The sequence below is a fragment of the Pseudoclavibacter sp. Marseille-Q434 genome, assembly GCF_050315415.1.
In the GTDB taxonomy this organism is placed as follows: domain Bacteria; phylum Actinomycetota; class Actinomycetes; order Actinomycetales; family Microbacteriaceae; genus Pseudoclavibacter.
The window spans coordinates 360,983-376,609 of sequence record NZ_JBNPQH010000003.1 but is presented as its reverse complement, the minus strand read 5'-3'; the positions used below and the strand labels follow the sequence as shown (position 1 = coordinate 376,609).

Here is a 15,627-nt window from a genome sequence, read left to right as displayed (position 1 = left end):
GCGGCGTCGTCAGCAGGAGGAGCCCGTATGACCGTGACCGAAGAGCAGGCCGCCTGGTTCCAGGACGCCTTCGAGCGACTGACCGCCAACATCGAGCAGGCGGTCGTCGGCAAGCGGCACGTCGTCGAGCTCACCCTCACGACCCTCTTCAGCCAGGGGCACCTCCTCCTCGAGGACGTGCCAGGCACCGGCAAGACGGTGCTCGCGAAGGCCCTCGCCAAGACGATCGATGGCACCAACAGCCGCGTGCAGTTCACGCCAGACCTGCTGCCCTCCGACGTCACCGGCGTCACGATCTTCGATCAGGTGAAGCGCGACTTCGAGTTCCACCCCGGCCCCATCTTCGCCTCCATCGTGCTCGCCGACGAGATCAACCGCGCCTCGCCGAAGACGCAGTCCGCGCTGCTCGAGGTCATGGAGGAGGGGCGGGTCACCGTCGACGGAACGCCGCATCCCGTGCCGTCGCCGTTCCTCGTCATCGCGACCCAGAACCCCGTCGAGCAGGCCGGCACCTACAAGCTGCCGGAAGCGCAGCTCGACCGCTTCCTCATGAAGACCTCCCTCGGCTATCCCGACCACGAGAGCACCGTGCGCCTGCTCATGGATGCGGGAAACCGGCAGCGAGCCGACAGCGTGCCCGCCATCCTCCACGCCGAGAACGTCGTCGTCATGCAGCAGCTCGCCGCCGACGTGCACGTCGACGAGTCGATCATGGCCTACGTCTCGGAGATCGTCACCGCCACGCGCGCCGACCGAGACGTGCTCGTCGGCGTCTCCGTCCGCGGCGCGCTTGCGCTCGCCCGCGCCGTGAAGGCCTGGGCCCTCGCGCACGGCCGCCGCTACGTCATTCCCGACGATGTGCGCACCCTCGCGCACCCCGTGCTCGCACACCGGCTCATCCTCGACCCGGAAGCCGAGTTCTCGGGCACCACGCCAGACCAGGTCATCGACCGGTGCCTCCTCGAGGTCGACCCACCCCAGCACCGAGCCGCGTAGTGACCGACGCGCACGAATCCACCGACGCCGACATCGCGGACCGCGACCGGCTCACGATCGGCGACGCCATCAGGTGCGTCACGCCGCTCGGCTGGGTCGTGCTCGTCTCCGGCGTCCTGCTGCTCGTCGTCGGGACGGTGTTCGGGTGGCTCGAGCTCATCGGAATCGGGGGAGTGCTCGTCGGCGTGTTCGCCGCCGCGGTGCCCTTCACCATCGGACGCGAGAGCTTCGGCGTGCAGGTCGACCTCGAGCCGCGGCGCGTTCGCGTCGGCGACCGCGCGCTCGGCCGGCTGCAGGTCACCAACCTCGGCGAGCGCCGCGTCCTCCCGACCCGCCTCGCCCTCCCGGTCGGTCACGCGACCGCCGAGTTCAGCGTGCCCCAGCTGGGGCCGGACGAGACGCACGAGGACCTCTTCGCCGTGCCCACCACGCGCCGCGCCGTCATCGAAGCAGGTCCTGCCCGTTCGCTGCGGGGCGACCCCATCGGCCTGCTCGAGCGGGCCACGAGATGGACGGGCGTGCTCGAGCTGTTCGTGCACCCCAGGACCGTGCGCATCACCGCCCAGGTGGCGGGCCTCCTTCGCGACCTCGAAGGTGTCACCGGCGAGCGCATCACCGACGACGACCTCGCCTTCCACGCCCTCCGCCCCTACGAGCCCGGTGACGACCGCAGGAACATCCACTGGCGCACCAGCGCGCGGACCGGCCTGCTCATGGTCCGTCAGTTCCAGGAGACCCGTCGCTCGCAGGCCAACGTGCTGCAGACACTCGAGGCGTCCGCCTACGCGTCCGAGGAGGAGTTCGAGCTCGGTGTCGAGGTGCTCGCCTCCCTCGCGCAAGAACTCATCCGCTCAGGGGTCGCCCTCAGCGCCATGACCCAGAGCGGGCGGCTGCCGACGCGCGCCGTCTCATCGATGCTCGACGGCACCAGCAGGCTGCAGCCCCACGCGACGGCAGCCTCATCGCTGCGCGACTTCGTCGCCCTCAGCGTCCGACGGCTTCCGCAGGCCAGCATCGTCTTCCTCGTCTGCGGCAGCGCCACGACCGACGCGCAGCTCGGGCAGCTGCAGTCCGTCTTCACCGCCGACGTGACCCTCGTCGTCTTCCGCTGCGCCATCGGACACCCCGCCAGCCGCACGCGCCTCCGCGAGACCGTCGTGTGCACGGTGCCTGATCTCGACGACCTGCCGCGCCTGGTGCGCGAGACGCGGGTGCGCACATGACCGCGGCGACCAAGGGGCAGACAGGCGGCGGACCCCGGGAGACGTCCTCACCCCGGCGCGACCGAGCCACCCGGGCACCGCAGGAGACAGCGACCTCGTCCCTCATAGGGGCCCGTTCCCTCGTCGACGCGGGTGTCATCGCGGTGCTCACGATGGTCGCATCCCTCGGGTTCGCGCCCGCCTACGGCAGCGGCTGGTTCCTGCTGGCCGTCGTCGGCGGACTGATCGTCGGCATCGGCTCCTCCCTCATCGGGGCCCGCCTGGGCCTCACCCGCGTCAACACGCTCCTCGTGGCGATCGCCAGCTACTTCCTCTTCGGAACCGCGTTCGCGCTGCCCCAGTCCGACCTCGGCGGGGTGCTGCCCACCCTCGCGACGCTCGCCGACCTCGCCCGCGCCCCCGTGTTCGCGTGGCGCGACGCCGTGACTCTCTCGACCCCGCTGCTCGAGCCCGGCCATCTGGCGGCGCTGCCCTACTTCGCCGCCGCCGCCTGCTCCCTCGTGTCGATGATGCTGCTCCTCTGGGTCGCACCCGCACGGCCCCGCGCGGTCTGGCCGCCGAGCGTCGCGCTGCTCGGCCCCCTCGCCGTTCTCGCCAGCGCGATCTTCATCGGAACAGACGACAGCGTCGCCGGCGTGCTGCGCGGCGGAGTCTTCGCCGCCGTCGCTCTCGTCTGGCTCAGCTGGCGCCGAGGCTTCGGCAACGTCGCCTCGAAGGACGCCAGGCGGGCGCTCTTCCGTTCCCGCGCGCTCGGCACCGGTGTGCTCGTCCTCGTCGCCGCCCTGCTCACGACCGCCGGTGGCTTCGTCGCCGCGGCGACCGTCGCCGACCAGCGGGTCGTCGCACGCGAGCAGATCACGCCGCCGTTCGACCCCCTCTCGCACACGAGCCCGCTCGCCGGCTTCCGCGAGTACTCCAAACTGAAACCAGACGCCGTGCTCTTCGACGCGACCGGACTCCAGGGTGGAGACCGCATCCGCCTCGCGACGCTCGAGAGCTACTCGGGCAAGTCCTGGCAGATCGCCGACCCCCAGCAGTCCCTCGAAGCAGCCGGCAGCTACACCCTCTCGGGGCGAGTCGTGCCGAGCAACCCCTTCGTGACCGCGTCGTCCCAACGGCATCTCGACGTCACCATCCGCGACTACTCCGACATCTGGCTGCCAAGCGTCGGCGTCCCGACGGACGTGAACCTCACCGGCGGCAGCCTGCCAGAGCGCAGCGGGGACTTCCGCTTCAACGCTCGTGCCAGCGGGGGCCTCGTCACCTCGGGGCTCCGAGAAGGCGACACCTACGAGATCGCCGCACTCGTGCAGGACCTCCCGATCGAAGGGCAGCTCGACAACGCGGACGTCGTCGACCTCGCCTACCCGGAGATGCCTGCCGCGCCAACCGCGCTCGTCGAGCGCCTGCAGAGCTACGTCGCGGGCGAGACGTCGCCCTACCTGCAGCTGAAGGCCATCGAGAACGCGCTCATGGCCGAGGGGTACTTCAGCCACGGCACCGCCAGCGACACCGTGCCTTCCCGCGCCGGGCACGGGCTCGACCGCATGCAGGAGCTCTTCGAACTCCGCTACCTCGTCGGCGACGAGGAGCAGTACGCGTCAGCCATGGCGATCATGGCCCGCCAGCTCGGCTTCCCGGCACGTGTCGTCATGGGCTACGCGCCAGAGCAGGTCACGAGCGACGGCACCACGGAAGTCCGCGGTTCCGACGTCACCGCCTGGGTCGAGGTCCCATTCGAGCGCTTCGGATGGGTCGCGTTCGACCCAACACCGGAGCGCACCGACGTGCCCGTCAACACGACGACCGACCCCCAGTCGAAGCCCAAGGCGCAGGTGCGTCAGCCGCCGCAGACCCAGGAGAAGCCGGACGAGCTGCTGACGAGTGCCGACGAGCGTCGACAGGAGGAAGAGCCTGACGACGAGGAGACCCTCCCCGGCTGGATCCTCACCCTCGGCGTATCGCTCGCCGTTCCGCTCGCGCTGTTCTTCGTGCCGCTGCTCGTGATCGGGATCCTCAAACGGCGACGACGCAGGAAACGACAGCACGAGGGGCCCCCGCACCTCCGGGCGGCCGGGGCGTGGAGCGACAGCATCGACCGATTCGCCGAGCTCGGCTACGGAGTGCCGCCACGAAGCACCCGGGTGCAGACGGCCGCGGCAGTGCATCCATCGCTCGCCTCCATCGCCGACCGGAGCGACCGGGCCGTGTTCGGCAACGAGCTGCCGACGGATGAGCAGCTCGCGCTCCTCTGGGCGGATGCGGATGCCTCCGTCGCCGAGGCGCGCAAGACTGTCGGCTTCTGGCGCCGCCTCCGAGGACGATTTGCGTTCCGGCGCCGCCCGCGAGCCGTATCATGGCGACGTGGAACGTTCGGGGTTCATCGAGGTACCGCCGGGAATGATCGGCCAGGGGGCGAGCATGTCTGAAACGGCAGACGAGCCCGACCGGGTAGCTCGGTCGGAGCAATCAGCACGCGGCGGAAGCTCGACGGAAGGCTCGGCCGACGACTGGCTCCGCGCCGAGCTCGACGACGACTACCCGCTGCCGCCCCTCCCTGCCCCACGGCCCAGGCTCACGCCGCAGCCAGCCGCGCAGGGCCTCCCTCCGGCTGCGCAGGGCCTGCCTCCGGCTGTGCAGAGCCTCCCTCCGGCGGCGCCGCAGTTCGGCGCGGCAGCGCAGGTCACCAGCGCGCCGCTCGAGTCGCCGCTCGCATCGCCGTTCGCCCCGGTCGATCGTGCGCAGCCCGCGGCGCCGTTCCAGGGCCCGTCGACCACCCCGGAGATCGACGCCCGACAGCCGAGCCCGCAAGAGCCAGGCGTGCAGGCCGAGCAGCCGCTCCCAGAATGGGTGATCGTGCTCTCCGACGGCGTCAGCCTCCCCATCTACGGTCCGGTGGTGATCGGGCGCAACCCCTCGCAGGAACGCTTCCCAGACGCCTCGGTCTCCGCGGTCGCCGACATCACACAGACCATGTCGAAGACCCACGCCAGGTTCTGGGCCGACGGGGATCGCCTGTACGTCGACGACCTGAACTCGACCAACGGCGTCGCTCTCTTCCCTGGCGGGAATGCGCACGGCGCCCTCGCGGTTGAGCCTGGAGTCCCAGCGGAACTCCGCTCCGGCGACGTCGTGCAGCTCGGCGAATACCGACTGTCGATCCGCCGCAGCTGAGCGACGCGTTCAGCCTCGTCCCGTCAGGAGCCGCATGGTCTCGCCGCCGCGACTCACCCTCCGAACGCCGACGCCCGAAGCCCGAAAACCGGAAAACGGCGCAGTGTTAGCATGGTCCGCATGTCTGCCGGTCTGCTCCTCCTTTGCTGCCGCGACGGGGCCTGACTTCGCAGGTGCATCCCGTCGCGGTGTTCAAGGCGCCTGACCAGATGCGAGGAGACACAAGCAGCATGAAGACGGAACGCAGCAACGCACACGGCGCACCTCCAACGGCGCAGCCGAAGACCCTGGCGCAGAAGGTGTGGGAAGACCACCTCGTCGCCAAGGGCGAGGACGGCTCACCGGACCTCATCTACATCGACCTGCACATCATGCACGAGGTCACCAGCCCACAGGCATTCGACGGCCTGCGCGTCGCCGGCCGCCCCGTGCGCCGCCCCGACCTCACGATCGCGACGGAAGACCACAACACGCCGACGGTCGACATCCTGAACCGCATCGCGGACACCACGAGCCGCACGCAGATCGAGACGCTGCGCCGCAACGCCGAGGAGTTCGGCATCCGCCTCCACCCGCTCGGCGACGCCGAGCAGGGCATCGTGCACGTCGTCGGACCGCAGCTCGGCCTCACGCAGCCCGGCATCACCGTGGTCTGCGGCGACTCGCACACCTCGACCCACGGTGCCTTCGGCGCCATCGCGTTCGGCATCGGCACCAGCGAGGTCGAGCACGTGCTCGCCACGCAGACGCTCGCCATCAAGCCATTCAAGACGATGGCCATCAACGTCGACGGAACCCTCAGGGAAGGTGTCACGGCGAAGGACGTCATCCTCGCCGTCATCGCCAAGATCGGCACGGGCGGCGGCGCAGGCTACGTGCTCGAGTACCGTGGCTCCGCCATCGAGGCCCTCTCCATGGAGGGGCGCATGACGATCTGCAACATGTCGATCGAGGCCGGAGCGCGCGCGGGCATGGTCGCACCGGACGAGAAGACCTTCGCGTATCTCGAAGGCCGCGATCACACCCCCGTGGGCGAAGACTGGGACGCGGCACTCGACTACTGGAGAACGCTGCGAACCGACGACGGCGCCGTCTTCGACGCCGAGGTCTCCATCGACGCCGACACCCTCGAGCCGTTCGTCACCTGGGGCACCAACCCCGGCCAGGGCGTCTCCCTCAGCGGCGTCGTCCCAGAGCCGTCCGAGTTCGCCGACCCCAACGACCGGCAGGCGGCCGAGCGTGCCCTCGAGTACATGGCGCTCGAAGCGGGCCGCCCGCTGAAGAGCATCCCCGTCGACGTCGTCTTCATGGGCTCGTGCACGAACAGCCGCATCGAAGACCTCCGCGCCTTCACCTCGGTGATCGCGGGACGCCAGAAGGCAGAGGGCGTGCGCGTCATGGTCGTCCCCGGTTCCGCGCGAGTGCGCCTCGAGGCGGAAGCCGAGGGCCTCGACAGGATCATCACCGACTTCGGCGCGGAGTGGCGCTTCGCGGGCTGCTCGATGTGCCTCGGCATGAACCCCGACCAGCTCGAACCTGGCCAGCGCTGCGCCTCCACCTCCAACCGCAACTTCGAAGGTCGTCAGGGCAAGGGCGGGCGGACCCATCTCGTGTCGCCCCTCGTGGCCGCCGCGACGGCGGTTCGCGGTACGCTCTCCAGTCCGTCCGATCTCGACCCGCCCGCCGCATCCGCGACCCCGGGCAACGCGCAGCAGCCACAGGAGGTGACCGTCTGATGGAGAAGATCACCCGCATCGAAGGCGCCGCCGTCCCGCTTCGCCGCTCCAACGTCGACACCGACCAGATCCTCCCGGCGGTCTACCTCAAGCGCGTCACCAAGACGGGCTACGAAGACGCGCTCTTCAACGGGTGGCGGCAAGACCCCGACTTCGTCCTCAACCGACCCGAATACCAGGAGACCCCCCGCATCCTGCTCGTTGGACCCGACTTCGGCACCGGGTCATCCCGAGAGCACGCCGTCTGGGCGCTCAAGGATTACGGCTTCCGAGCCGTCATCGGCTCCCGCTTCGGAGACATCTTCCTCGGCAACGCCGGCAAGCAAGGGCTGCTTGTCGCCACGCTGGAGGAGCACCTCGTAGAACAGCTCTGGGATGCCGCGGAAGCGGACCCGGGTGCGGCTGCGGTCGTTGACCTCACCACGAACACCGTTACTGTCGGAGACATGACGGCGACGTTCGAGATCGACGACTACACGAGATGGCGTCTGCTCGAGGGCCTCGACGACATCTCGTTGACGTTGCGTGACGAACACGCGATCTCCACCTTTGAGTCACGCCGAGAGGCGTGGCGTCCGCGGACTCTTCCGATCCGCAGGTCCACCACCGCAGGGAGTGCAACTCAGTGAACACGATCACCAACGACTCGGCTCGCGCCGGCGCATCAGTCGGCCTGACCGGCGACACCATCGTCTTCAACGGCGGACGCCCGCTCGCCGGTCGCATCGAGGTCCGTGGCGCGAAGAACCTCGTGACCAAGGCCATGGTCGCGGCCCTCCTCGGCGAGGACGTCAGCGTGCTCCGCGACGTGCCGGACATCTCCGACGTCCGCGTCGTCGCCGGCCTCCTCACCCTCCACGGCGTGAAGATCGACCGCAACGAGGTCTCTGGCGACCTGCGCCTCGACCCGACGAACGTCGAGACGGCCCACATGGCCGAGATCAACGCGCACGCCGGCTCCAGCCGCATCCCGATCCTCTTCTGCGGCCCGCTCCTGCACCGCCTCGGCGAGGCGTTCATCCCCGACCTCGGCGGCTGCCGCATCGGCGACCGCCCGATCGACTTCCACCTCGAGGTGCTCCGCAACTTCGGCGCCGTCATCGAGAAGCTGCCGAGCGGCATCCGGATGAGCGCGCCAGAAGGCCTGCACGGCGCGAAGGTCACGCTCCCGTACCCGTCCGTCGGCGCCACCGAGCAGGTCCTCCTCACGGCCGTGCGCGCCAACGGGCGCACGGAGCTGCGCAACGCGGCCATCGAGCCCGAGATCATGGACCTCATCAACATCCTGCAGAAGATGGGCGCCATCATCTCGGTCGACGCAGACCGCGTCATCCGCATCGAGGGCGTCGAACGCCTCGGCGGCTACAGCCACAAGGCGCTCTTCGACCGCAACGAGGCAGCCAGCTGGGCCTCCGCGGCGCTCGTCACGAAGGGCGACATCTACGTCGGCGGCGCCAAGCAGCCCGAGATGCTCACGTTCCTCAACGTCTTCCGCAAGGCCGGTGGAGCGTTCGAGATCCACGACGACGGCATCCGCTTCTACCACCCCGGCGGTGAGCTGCGCCCCGTCGTCATCGAGACGGACGTGCACCCCGGCTTCATGACCGACTGGCAGCAGCCGCTCGTCGTCGCGCTGACACAGGCGCACGGCGTCTCGATCGTCCACGAGACCGTGTACGAGCAGCGCTTCGGCTTCGTTGACGCGCTCGTCGAGATGGGCAGCGACATCCAGCTGCACCGCGAGTGCCTCGGCAGCCAGGAGTGCCGCTTCGGACAGCGCAACTTCCAGCACTCCGCCGTCATCTCCGGCCCGACGAAGCTCAAGGCAGCCGACATCGAGGTCCCCGACCTGCGCGGCGGCTTCAGCCACCTCATCGCGGCGCTCGCAGCGGAGGGCACCTCGCGTGTCTCCAACGTCGGCATCATCGCGCGCGGCTACGAGAACTTCATCGCGAAGCTCGAGACCCTCGGAGCTGACTTCACGGTAGAGGCGTAGGAGTGACCGCTGCGAAGCGGGGATCTGCGGGGAAGCGCGTCTCGCCGGAGAAGAGCAGGCCGTCGATCTTCTGGTTCCTGGCGGCGATCGCCTTCCCGTTGAGCTGGCCGATCATGCGGTGGGAGATCAAGGGCGAGCTGCCGGTCGACGGCGCGTTCATCGTCGCCCCGAACCACACCAGCGAGATCGACCCGCTCATCATGGGGATGGCCGTCTGGAAGCTCGGCCGCGCGCCGCGCTTCATGGCGGCCGACCGGCTCTTCCGGGTGAAGGGGCTCGGCTGGATCCTCCGCAAGAGCGGGCAGATCCCCGTCTCGCGTGACGTCCGCGGCGCCAACCAGGCTGCCATCGCATCCGCGCAGCAGCTCGCACGCCTCGGCCAGGGCGTCATCATCTACCCGGAGGGCACGCTCACCCGCGAGCCCGAGCTGTGGCCCATGCGCGGCAAGAACGGAGCCGCCCGAGTTGCGCTGAGTGCCGACATCCCGGTCTACCCGACGGCGATCTGGGGCGCGCAGCACATCCTGCCCCGCTACTCCAAGAAGCTCACGCTGGGATGGCGCAAGACCATCACGGTGCACGTCGGCGAGCCCGTTAGCCTCGCCGAGTTCAGTGGGCGCATGCACAGCGCGAGCGCCATGAAGGGCGCGACCGAGCTCATCATGCACGACATCACGGGACTGCTCGAGGGCATCCGCGGTGAGAAGGCTCCGACCGAGCTCTACGACCCGGCCAAGCACGGGCAGACGGAGCACGGCCGGTTCCCGCAGGACCGGGGCACCACCCCTCGGGAATCGGGGAGCGGGGCGTGAGCTCCGTGCAGCGCGCCGTCGTGCTCGGCAGCGGCAGCTGGGGCACCACGTTCGCGAAGGTGCTCGCGGACGCGGGGCACGAGGTGACCATCTGGGCTCGCCGTCCTGAGGTCGCGAACGAGATCAACGAGTCGCACCGCAACACGGGCTACCTGCCCGGCATCGACCTGCCGAGGAACCTGCGCGCGACGCCGGACCTCGTCGAGGCGGTCCGAGGGCAGCACTTCGTCTTCGTGTCGGTGCCCGCGCAGACAGCGCGCGAACTCGCCGGGCAGCTCGCCACCCTCATCGACGACGACGCGGTCGTCGTGAGCCTCATGAAGGGCGTCGAGCGCTCGAGCGGCCTCCGCATGAGCCAGGTGCTCACAGGCGTCCTGGACCTCCCGGCCGAGCGCATCGCGGTCGCCAGCGGGCCCAACATCGCGCTCGAGATCGCGAAGGAGCAGCCGACCGCCATCGTCGTCGCGTCGGACAGCGAGGCGACGGCCGTGAGCGTCGCGAAACTCGCCCGCAACGACTACCTGAAGTCGTTCGTGAACGTCGACGTGGTCGGCACCGAGTTCGGCGGGGTCCTCAAGAACCTCATCGCGATCGCCGTCGGCATCGTCGACGGCGTCGGCTACGGCGAGAACACCAAGGCCTCGGTCATGACGCGCGGCCTCGCCGAGATCTCCGACTTCGCCGTCGCCATGGGCGCCCAGGCGTCGACCATGATCGGACTGGCCGGGCTCGGCGACCTCATCGCGACCTGCGAATCCCCGCTCTCGCGGAACTTCACGGCCGGCAGGCTCCTGGGGCAGGGCTACGTCTACGACGACGTCGTCGCGCAGATGCAGCAGACGGCCGAAGGGCTTCGATCGGTCGGCGCGATCCTCGAGCTCGCCGAGCGCCACGGTGTCGACATGCCCATCGCGACGCAGATCGACGACGTCCTCCACGGCCGCATGAGCCCCGCCGACCTGGCACCGCACCTCGCGACCGACGACGGACCGAGCGGCGAGTAGCGCCCGGTCCCAGCCTGGCGACCCCGTACCCTTGATGCGGTGAGCGAAGAGTCGCTCGTGGAAGGAACCCTCATGTCGACCGCTCAGCCGAACGCCACCGCAGCCGCAGACTCGCGGCCCCTCATCGCCATCGTCTTCGGCGGCCGATCGAGCGAGCACGCGATCTCGTGCGCCACGGCGAGCGGTGTCCTCGGCGCGATCGACCGCGACAAGTACCGTGTCCTGCCGATCGGCATCACGCGGGATGGCGCCTGGGTGCTGGAGGACGACGACGCGGACAAGTTCGCGCTCGACCCCGAGAAGCTGCCCGAGGTCGTCGACAACGGCACGCGCATCCACCTGCCGGACTCCGCGAAGCACCGCGAGGTGACCGTCTCCCGAGTCGAGGGTGACGCCCTGGGTGCCGAAGCCGGTGCCGAGCTCACGGAGCGCACGTCGCTCGGCGAGGTCGACCTCGTCTTCCCGATCCTGCACGGCCCGTTCGGAGAGGACGGAACCGTGCAGGGCATGCTCGAACTCGTCGGTCTGCCCTTCGTGGGGTCGTCGGTGCTCGCCGCGAGCGTCGGCATGGACAAGCACTACACGAAGATCGTGCTGCGGGATGCCGGCCTGCAGGTCGCGGCCGGCGTCACGATCACGCAGCATCAGTGGGACACCCAGGGTGAGTCGCTGGCGGCCGAGGTCATCGACCAGCTCGGGCTTCCGGTGTTCATCAAGCCGGCCCGCGCCGGCTCGAGCGTCGGAGTGAGCAAGGTCGCTGCGCTCGAGGAGTTCGCCGACGCCATGGCCACAGCCCTCGCTGAGGACGACCACGTGCTCGTCGAGGCGGCAGTCGCCGGCCGAGAGGTCGAGATCGCCGTGCTCGAGTCGCGTCCAGGGGAGCGTGCGCGCGCGTCCGTCGCCGGCGAGATCGTCATGACGAAGGCGGAGTTCTACGACTTCGAGGCGAAGTACCTCGACGACTCAGGCGTCGAGTTGCGCTGCCCCGCCGATCTGAGCGACGAGCTGCTCGAGGAGATGGCGGAGCTCGGCATCCGCGCCTTCGAGGCGCTCGGCGCGTCCGGTCTCGCGCGCGTCGACTTCTTCCTCACCGACGAGGGCTTCGTCGTCAACGAGATCAACACGATGCCCGGCTTCACGCCCATCTCCATGTTCCCGAAGTGCTGGCAGGCGAGCGGCATGAGCTACCCGGAGCTCATCACCGAGCTCATCGAGGTGGCGAGCGCGCACGCCGCGGCCCGCGAGGCACGCCTCACGCGCTAGCGGAGGGGCCCGGGCGTCCGCGGGGCGAGCACCCGGAAGCGACCTGGTGGGCCGCTACTGGGAGCCGAGCACGTCGTCGGCGCCCACACAGGCGCCCGTCTTCGGCAGCTTCTCGACCGCATCCTCGAGGTCGATGAGCACGTTGACGCCCGATGCGACGTCAGAGTCTACGATCACCTCGACGGCGGGCGTGCGACCGTAGCTCGTGAACCGGTAGGTCGGAGCCTGGCTGTCGTCGACGATCCAATCGATCCCGTTGAGGTTTCGGCACTCGGCGGAGGTCGGCCCCGGCGTCGGCACGCCGCAGCGCAGCAGCACGCTGGCCGGGGTGCCCCACGCGCCGGTGGCCTGCGCGTTCGTGAGCCGCAGCTCGAGCCCGTCGACGGTGGAGGGGAGACGGACCGAGACTTCCGCGCACTCGGGCGCTGCCGCGTCCGGCGCGGGCTCCATGGGCACGCTGGCGCTGTTGCAGGCGGTCAGCAGCACGATGGATGCGGCGGTCGCGACCACGGCGGAGCCGATTCGAGAGGCGGAGCGAGAGGTTCGAAGCATTTGCTCCCAGGCTATCGTGAACGGGTGCCCGCCCTTTCCGATGAAGCGTCCCGCCGTCCCGCTGCTGCCGTGTTCACGGTCGGCGACTGCGGCGAAGCCGAGCTGCTGCGGCGCATTCTCGCCAGGGTTCCCGCTGCCAGAGCCGGGGTGCTCGGAGCCGGTGACGACGCTGCCGTCCTGGCGGCCGGCGACGGGAGGGTCGTCATCACGACCGACCTCATGATCGAGGGGCCGGACTTCCGTCTCGCCTGGTCGTCGGCTCGCGATCTCGCCCGCAAGGCGTGTGCCTCGAACCTCGCCGACGTCGCGGCCATGGGCGCCGCGCCGACCGCGATCACCGTGGCGCTCGCGCTCCCCGGCGAGACGGCGGTCTCCTGGGTCGAGGAGCTGGCCGAGGGCTTCGCCGAGGCTCTCCGCGAGATGGCCCCAGACTGCGGCGTCATCGGCGGCGACCTCTCGACGAGCGAACAGCTCGTGATCGCGATCACGGCGTTCGGCGACCTGGGCGGAGGAGAGCCGGTGCCGCGGTCCGGGGCGGAGGCCGGCGATGTCCTGGCCCTCAGCGGCCCGGCCGGGCGCAGCGGTGCGGGGCTCTCGCTGCTCTATGCCCTGGCCCGGGATGCGCGGGGCGAGGCGCTCGCCGAGGGCATCGCGGCCCTGCGCTCGCGCGGCGACGCCGTCGCCGCCGTGGTCGACTGGCATCTCGCGCCCACGATCGACGCCTCGCTGGGGCTCGCGGCCAGGGAGGCCGGCGCGACGGCGATGATGGATGTCTCCGATGGCCTTCTCCTCGATGCGACCAGGCTGGCCCGGGCCAGCGGTGTGCGGTTCGAGATCGGCACCTCAGTGCTCGGCTCCGACATCGAAGTGGTCGACGCAGCGCTGCGCGCCGCGATGCCGGAGCTCGACGAGACCCAGCGGCGGGCGCGCGCCGTGGAGCTCGTCGTGGTCGGCGGCGAGGACCACGGGCTGCTGGCGACCTTTCCGGCCTGGGCGACGCTGCCGGACGGGTTCCGCGCGATCGGGCGGGTGCATTCGGCGGCAGACGGGGCCGCTTCGGCGGTGCGCGTCGACGGCGAGCCGAGGGATGCGTGGGGCTGGGACCCCTACGCCTGGGACTTCTCGGCGTCTGATTCCTCGACGGGCAGTGCCTCGTAGCTGTACACGATCGTCTCGCCGTAGGCTTTGCGGCGCAGCGGATCGAAGCTGTGCGGAACGGTCGGGGCGGGGGAGCGCGAGCCGCGTTCGATCACGACGACCGCCTCGGGCGCCAGGTGCGGCATCAGCGCCTCGAGCGCCTCCGCGAGCTCCGCCTCGCCGAGTTCGTATGGCGGGTCGATGAACACGAGCTCGAAACGCTGGGCAGGGGGAGTGCGGAGGTAGCTCGACACGGAGCTCTGCGCGACACGCGTCGTCACCGTGCGGCGGCCCTGCTCACGCGTCACGCGAGCGAGCAGCTCGGCGTTGGCGCGCAGCACGGTCGTGGCCGCCTTGGACTGCTCGACGAGCACGGCGCTGGACGCGCCTCGGCTGAGCGCCTCGAACGCAAGCGCCCCGGAACCCGCGTACAGGTCGAGCACGGCGACACCGCCGAGATCGAGCAGCGACTCGAGTGACGAGAACATCGCCTCCCGGACGCGGTCGCTGGTCGGACGAGTGCCGCTCTTGGGAACGGAGAGCGAGTGGCCCCTGGCGGCTCCTGCGATGATGCGTGTCACGGAGCGATCGTAGCCGTGAGGCCGCGACTGCATGCACAGTGGCGAGCTTCTGGCCGAACTTGTCGGGGGTGCGTGGAATGATGGGCACTTGAATTCGGAGGTGGCCATGGAACACGGCAACAGCGGGGAGACCGCAGCGGCGACGGCCCTGTCAGCCGCGCCTACTGGGCGCGAGCGCGCATCGAGCACAGCCGTTGCGCTGCAGGATGGCGCGCGTCAGATCCGCGAGAGTGTGTCGTCGGTCATCTCGGGGAAAGACGAGCAGGTGCATCTCGCCGTCGTCGTGCTCCTCGCCGGGGGTCACCTGCTGGTGGAGGACGTGCCCGGCGTCGGCAAGACGGTGCTCGCGAAGACGCTCGCGGCGGCGATGGACTCGAGCGTGAGCCGCATCCAGTTCACCCCTGACCTCCTGCCGTCGGACGTCACGGGTGTCGCGATCTACGACCAGGTCGAGCGCCGCTTCGAGTTCCAGCAGGGCCCGGTGTTCGCGAACGTCGTCATCGGCGATGAGATCAACCGCGCCTCCCCGAAGACCCAGTCGGCGCTCCTGGAGTGCATGGAGGAGGGCCAGGTCACGGTCGACGGCGTCACGCACAAGCTCCCCGCGCCGTTCACGGTGTTCGCCACGCAGAACCCTTCGGAGATGGAAGGCACGTACGCGCTCCCCGAGGCGCAGCGGGACCGCTTCATGGCGCGGATGTCGATGGGCTACCCCGAGCGCGACGACGAGCTTGCGATGGTCGACCGCCGAGACTCGAGCGACCCCCTCGCCAGCGTGCGCGCCTCGCTGAGCGCGACCGACGTGTCGACCATGATCGAGCAGGCGTCGCGAATCTACGTGGCCCCCGCCATCAAGCAGTACATCGTCGACCTCGCGAGGGCCACGCGCGAGCATCCAGATGTGCGCGTCGGCGTGAGCCCCCGCGCCACCCTGCACCTCGTCCGCGCCTCGCGCGCGGCTGCGGCGGTCGCCGGACGCGACTTCGTCGTGCCGGACGACGTCGCAAAGCTCGTCGGTCCCGTCTTCGCGCACCGTCTCGTGCTGAGCGCCCGCGGGTCGAGGGGCACCGCCGCGTCTGCATCCGCCGCCCGCATCATCGACCAGATCTCGCAGCAGATCGCCGTCCCAACGAGCGCGGCGACCGCGTAGCGC

The 15,627-nt window shown here is 70.0% G+C and carries 14 protein-coding genes; 12 read left to right on the top strand and 2 right to left on the bottom strand.

Going from position 1 to position 15,627, the window contains the following annotated elements; translation table 11 throughout:
- Window positions 1-27: 27 nt before the first annotated feature.
- The 10 genes from ACQFZP_RS13965 to ACQFZP_RS13920 all read left to right on the top strand — a co-directional run bounded on the left by ACQFZP_RS13965 (window position 28) and on the right by ACQFZP_RS13920 (window position 12,204).
- Window positions 28-996, top strand: coding sequence for an AAA family ATPase (locus tag ACQFZP_RS13965; RefSeq protein WP_181026925.1), 969 nt, complete (start codon window positions 28-30; stop codon window positions 994-996).
- Window positions 996-2,219, top strand: a complete 1,224-nt coding sequence (locus ACQFZP_RS13960; protein WP_181026926.1) for a DUF58 domain-containing protein — start codon at window positions 996-998, stop codon at window positions 2,217-2,219. The genes ACQFZP_RS13965 and ACQFZP_RS13960 overlap by 1 nt, the downstream gene beginning before the upstream one ends.
- Window positions 2,216-4,648, top strand: coding sequence for a transglutaminase domain-containing protein (locus ACQFZP_RS13955; protein ID WP_211891715.1), 2,433 nt, complete (start codon window positions 2,216-2,218; stop codon window positions 4,646-4,648). The genes ACQFZP_RS13960 and ACQFZP_RS13955 overlap by 4 nt, the downstream gene beginning before the upstream one ends.
- Window positions 4,641-5,393, top strand: a complete 753-nt coding sequence (locus ACQFZP_RS13950; protein ID WP_211891714.1) for an FHA domain-containing protein — start codon at window positions 4,641-4,643, stop codon at window positions 5,391-5,393. The genes ACQFZP_RS13955 and ACQFZP_RS13950 overlap by 8 nt, the downstream gene beginning before the upstream one ends.
- 230 nt (window positions 5,394-5,623) lie before the next feature.
- The gene (gene leuC, locus ACQFZP_RS13945) at window positions 5,624-7,129 is read left to right on the top strand and encodes a 3-isopropylmalate dehydratase large subunit (protein WP_211891713.1); all 1,506 of its coding nucleotides are present in this window, start codon (window positions 5,624-5,626) and stop codon (window positions 7,127-7,129) included.
- Window positions 7,129-7,758 (top strand): 3-isopropylmalate dehydratase small subunit, encoded by a 630-nt coding sequence (gene leuD, locus ACQFZP_RS13940; protein ID WP_179557378.1) that lies wholly within the window; start codon window positions 7,129-7,131, stop codon window positions 7,756-7,758. The genes leuC and leuD overlap by 1 nt, the downstream gene beginning before the upstream one ends.
- Complete coding sequence (gene murA / locus ACQFZP_RS13935; RefSeq protein ID WP_104252457.1) at window positions 7,755-9,125, top strand: UDP-N-acetylglucosamine 1-carboxyvinyltransferase; 1,371 nt, start codon at window positions 7,755-7,757, stop codon at window positions 9,123-9,125. Before leuD ends, murA begins: the two co-directional genes overlap by 4 nt.
- A 2-nt stretch (window positions 9,126-9,127) precedes the next feature.
- On the top strand, window positions 9,128-9,937 hold the full coding sequence (locus ACQFZP_RS13930; protein WP_307852862.1) for a lysophospholipid acyltransferase family protein: 810 nt from the start codon (window positions 9,128-9,130) through the stop codon (window positions 9,935-9,937).
- Window positions 9,934-10,941, top strand: a complete 1,008-nt coding sequence (locus ACQFZP_RS13925) for an NAD(P)H-dependent glycerol-3-phosphate dehydrogenase (protein WP_307852860.1) — start codon at window positions 9,934-9,936, stop codon at window positions 10,939-10,941. Before ACQFZP_RS13930 ends, ACQFZP_RS13925 begins: the two co-directional genes overlap by 4 nt.
- 72 nt (window positions 10,942-11,013) lie before the next feature.
- Window positions 11,014-12,204, top strand: coding sequence for a D-alanine--D-alanine ligase family protein (locus ACQFZP_RS13920; RefSeq protein ID WP_211891812.1), 1,191 nt, complete (start codon window positions 11,014-11,016; stop codon window positions 12,202-12,204).
- 54 nt (window positions 12,205-12,258) lie between these two features.
- Here the strand turns inward: ACQFZP_RS13920 and ACQFZP_RS13915 are convergent, their stop codons facing one another.
- Window positions 12,259-12,756 (bottom strand): DUF3515 family protein, encoded by a 498-nt coding sequence (locus tag ACQFZP_RS13915; RefSeq protein ID WP_211891712.1) that lies wholly within the window; start codon window positions 12,754-12,756, stop codon window positions 12,259-12,261.
- Window positions 12,757-12,780: 24 nt separating this feature from the next.
- Here ACQFZP_RS13915 and thiL point away from each other — a divergent pair, with 24 nt between their 5' ends.
- Window positions 12,781-13,914, top strand: a complete 1,134-nt coding sequence (gene thiL / locus ACQFZP_RS13910) for a thiamine-phosphate kinase (protein WP_307852859.1) — start codon at window positions 12,781-12,783, stop codon at window positions 13,912-13,914.
- Here the strand turns inward: thiL and rsmD are convergent.
- Window positions 13,863-14,474, bottom strand: coding sequence for a 16S rRNA (guanine(966)-N(2))-methyltransferase RsmD (gene rsmD / locus ACQFZP_RS13905; RefSeq protein WP_211891711.1), 612 nt, complete (start codon window positions 14,472-14,474; stop codon window positions 13,863-13,865). The genes thiL and rsmD overlap by 52 nt on opposite strands.
- Window positions 14,475-14,580: 106 nt before the next feature.
- On the opposite strand from rsmD, the gene ACQFZP_RS13900 reads away from it, so the two are divergent.
- Window positions 14,581-15,624 (top strand): AAA family ATPase, encoded by a 1,044-nt coding sequence (locus tag ACQFZP_RS13900; protein WP_211891710.1) that lies wholly within the window; start codon window positions 14,581-14,583, stop codon window positions 15,622-15,624.
- Window positions 15,625-15,627: the final 3 nt, after the last annotated feature.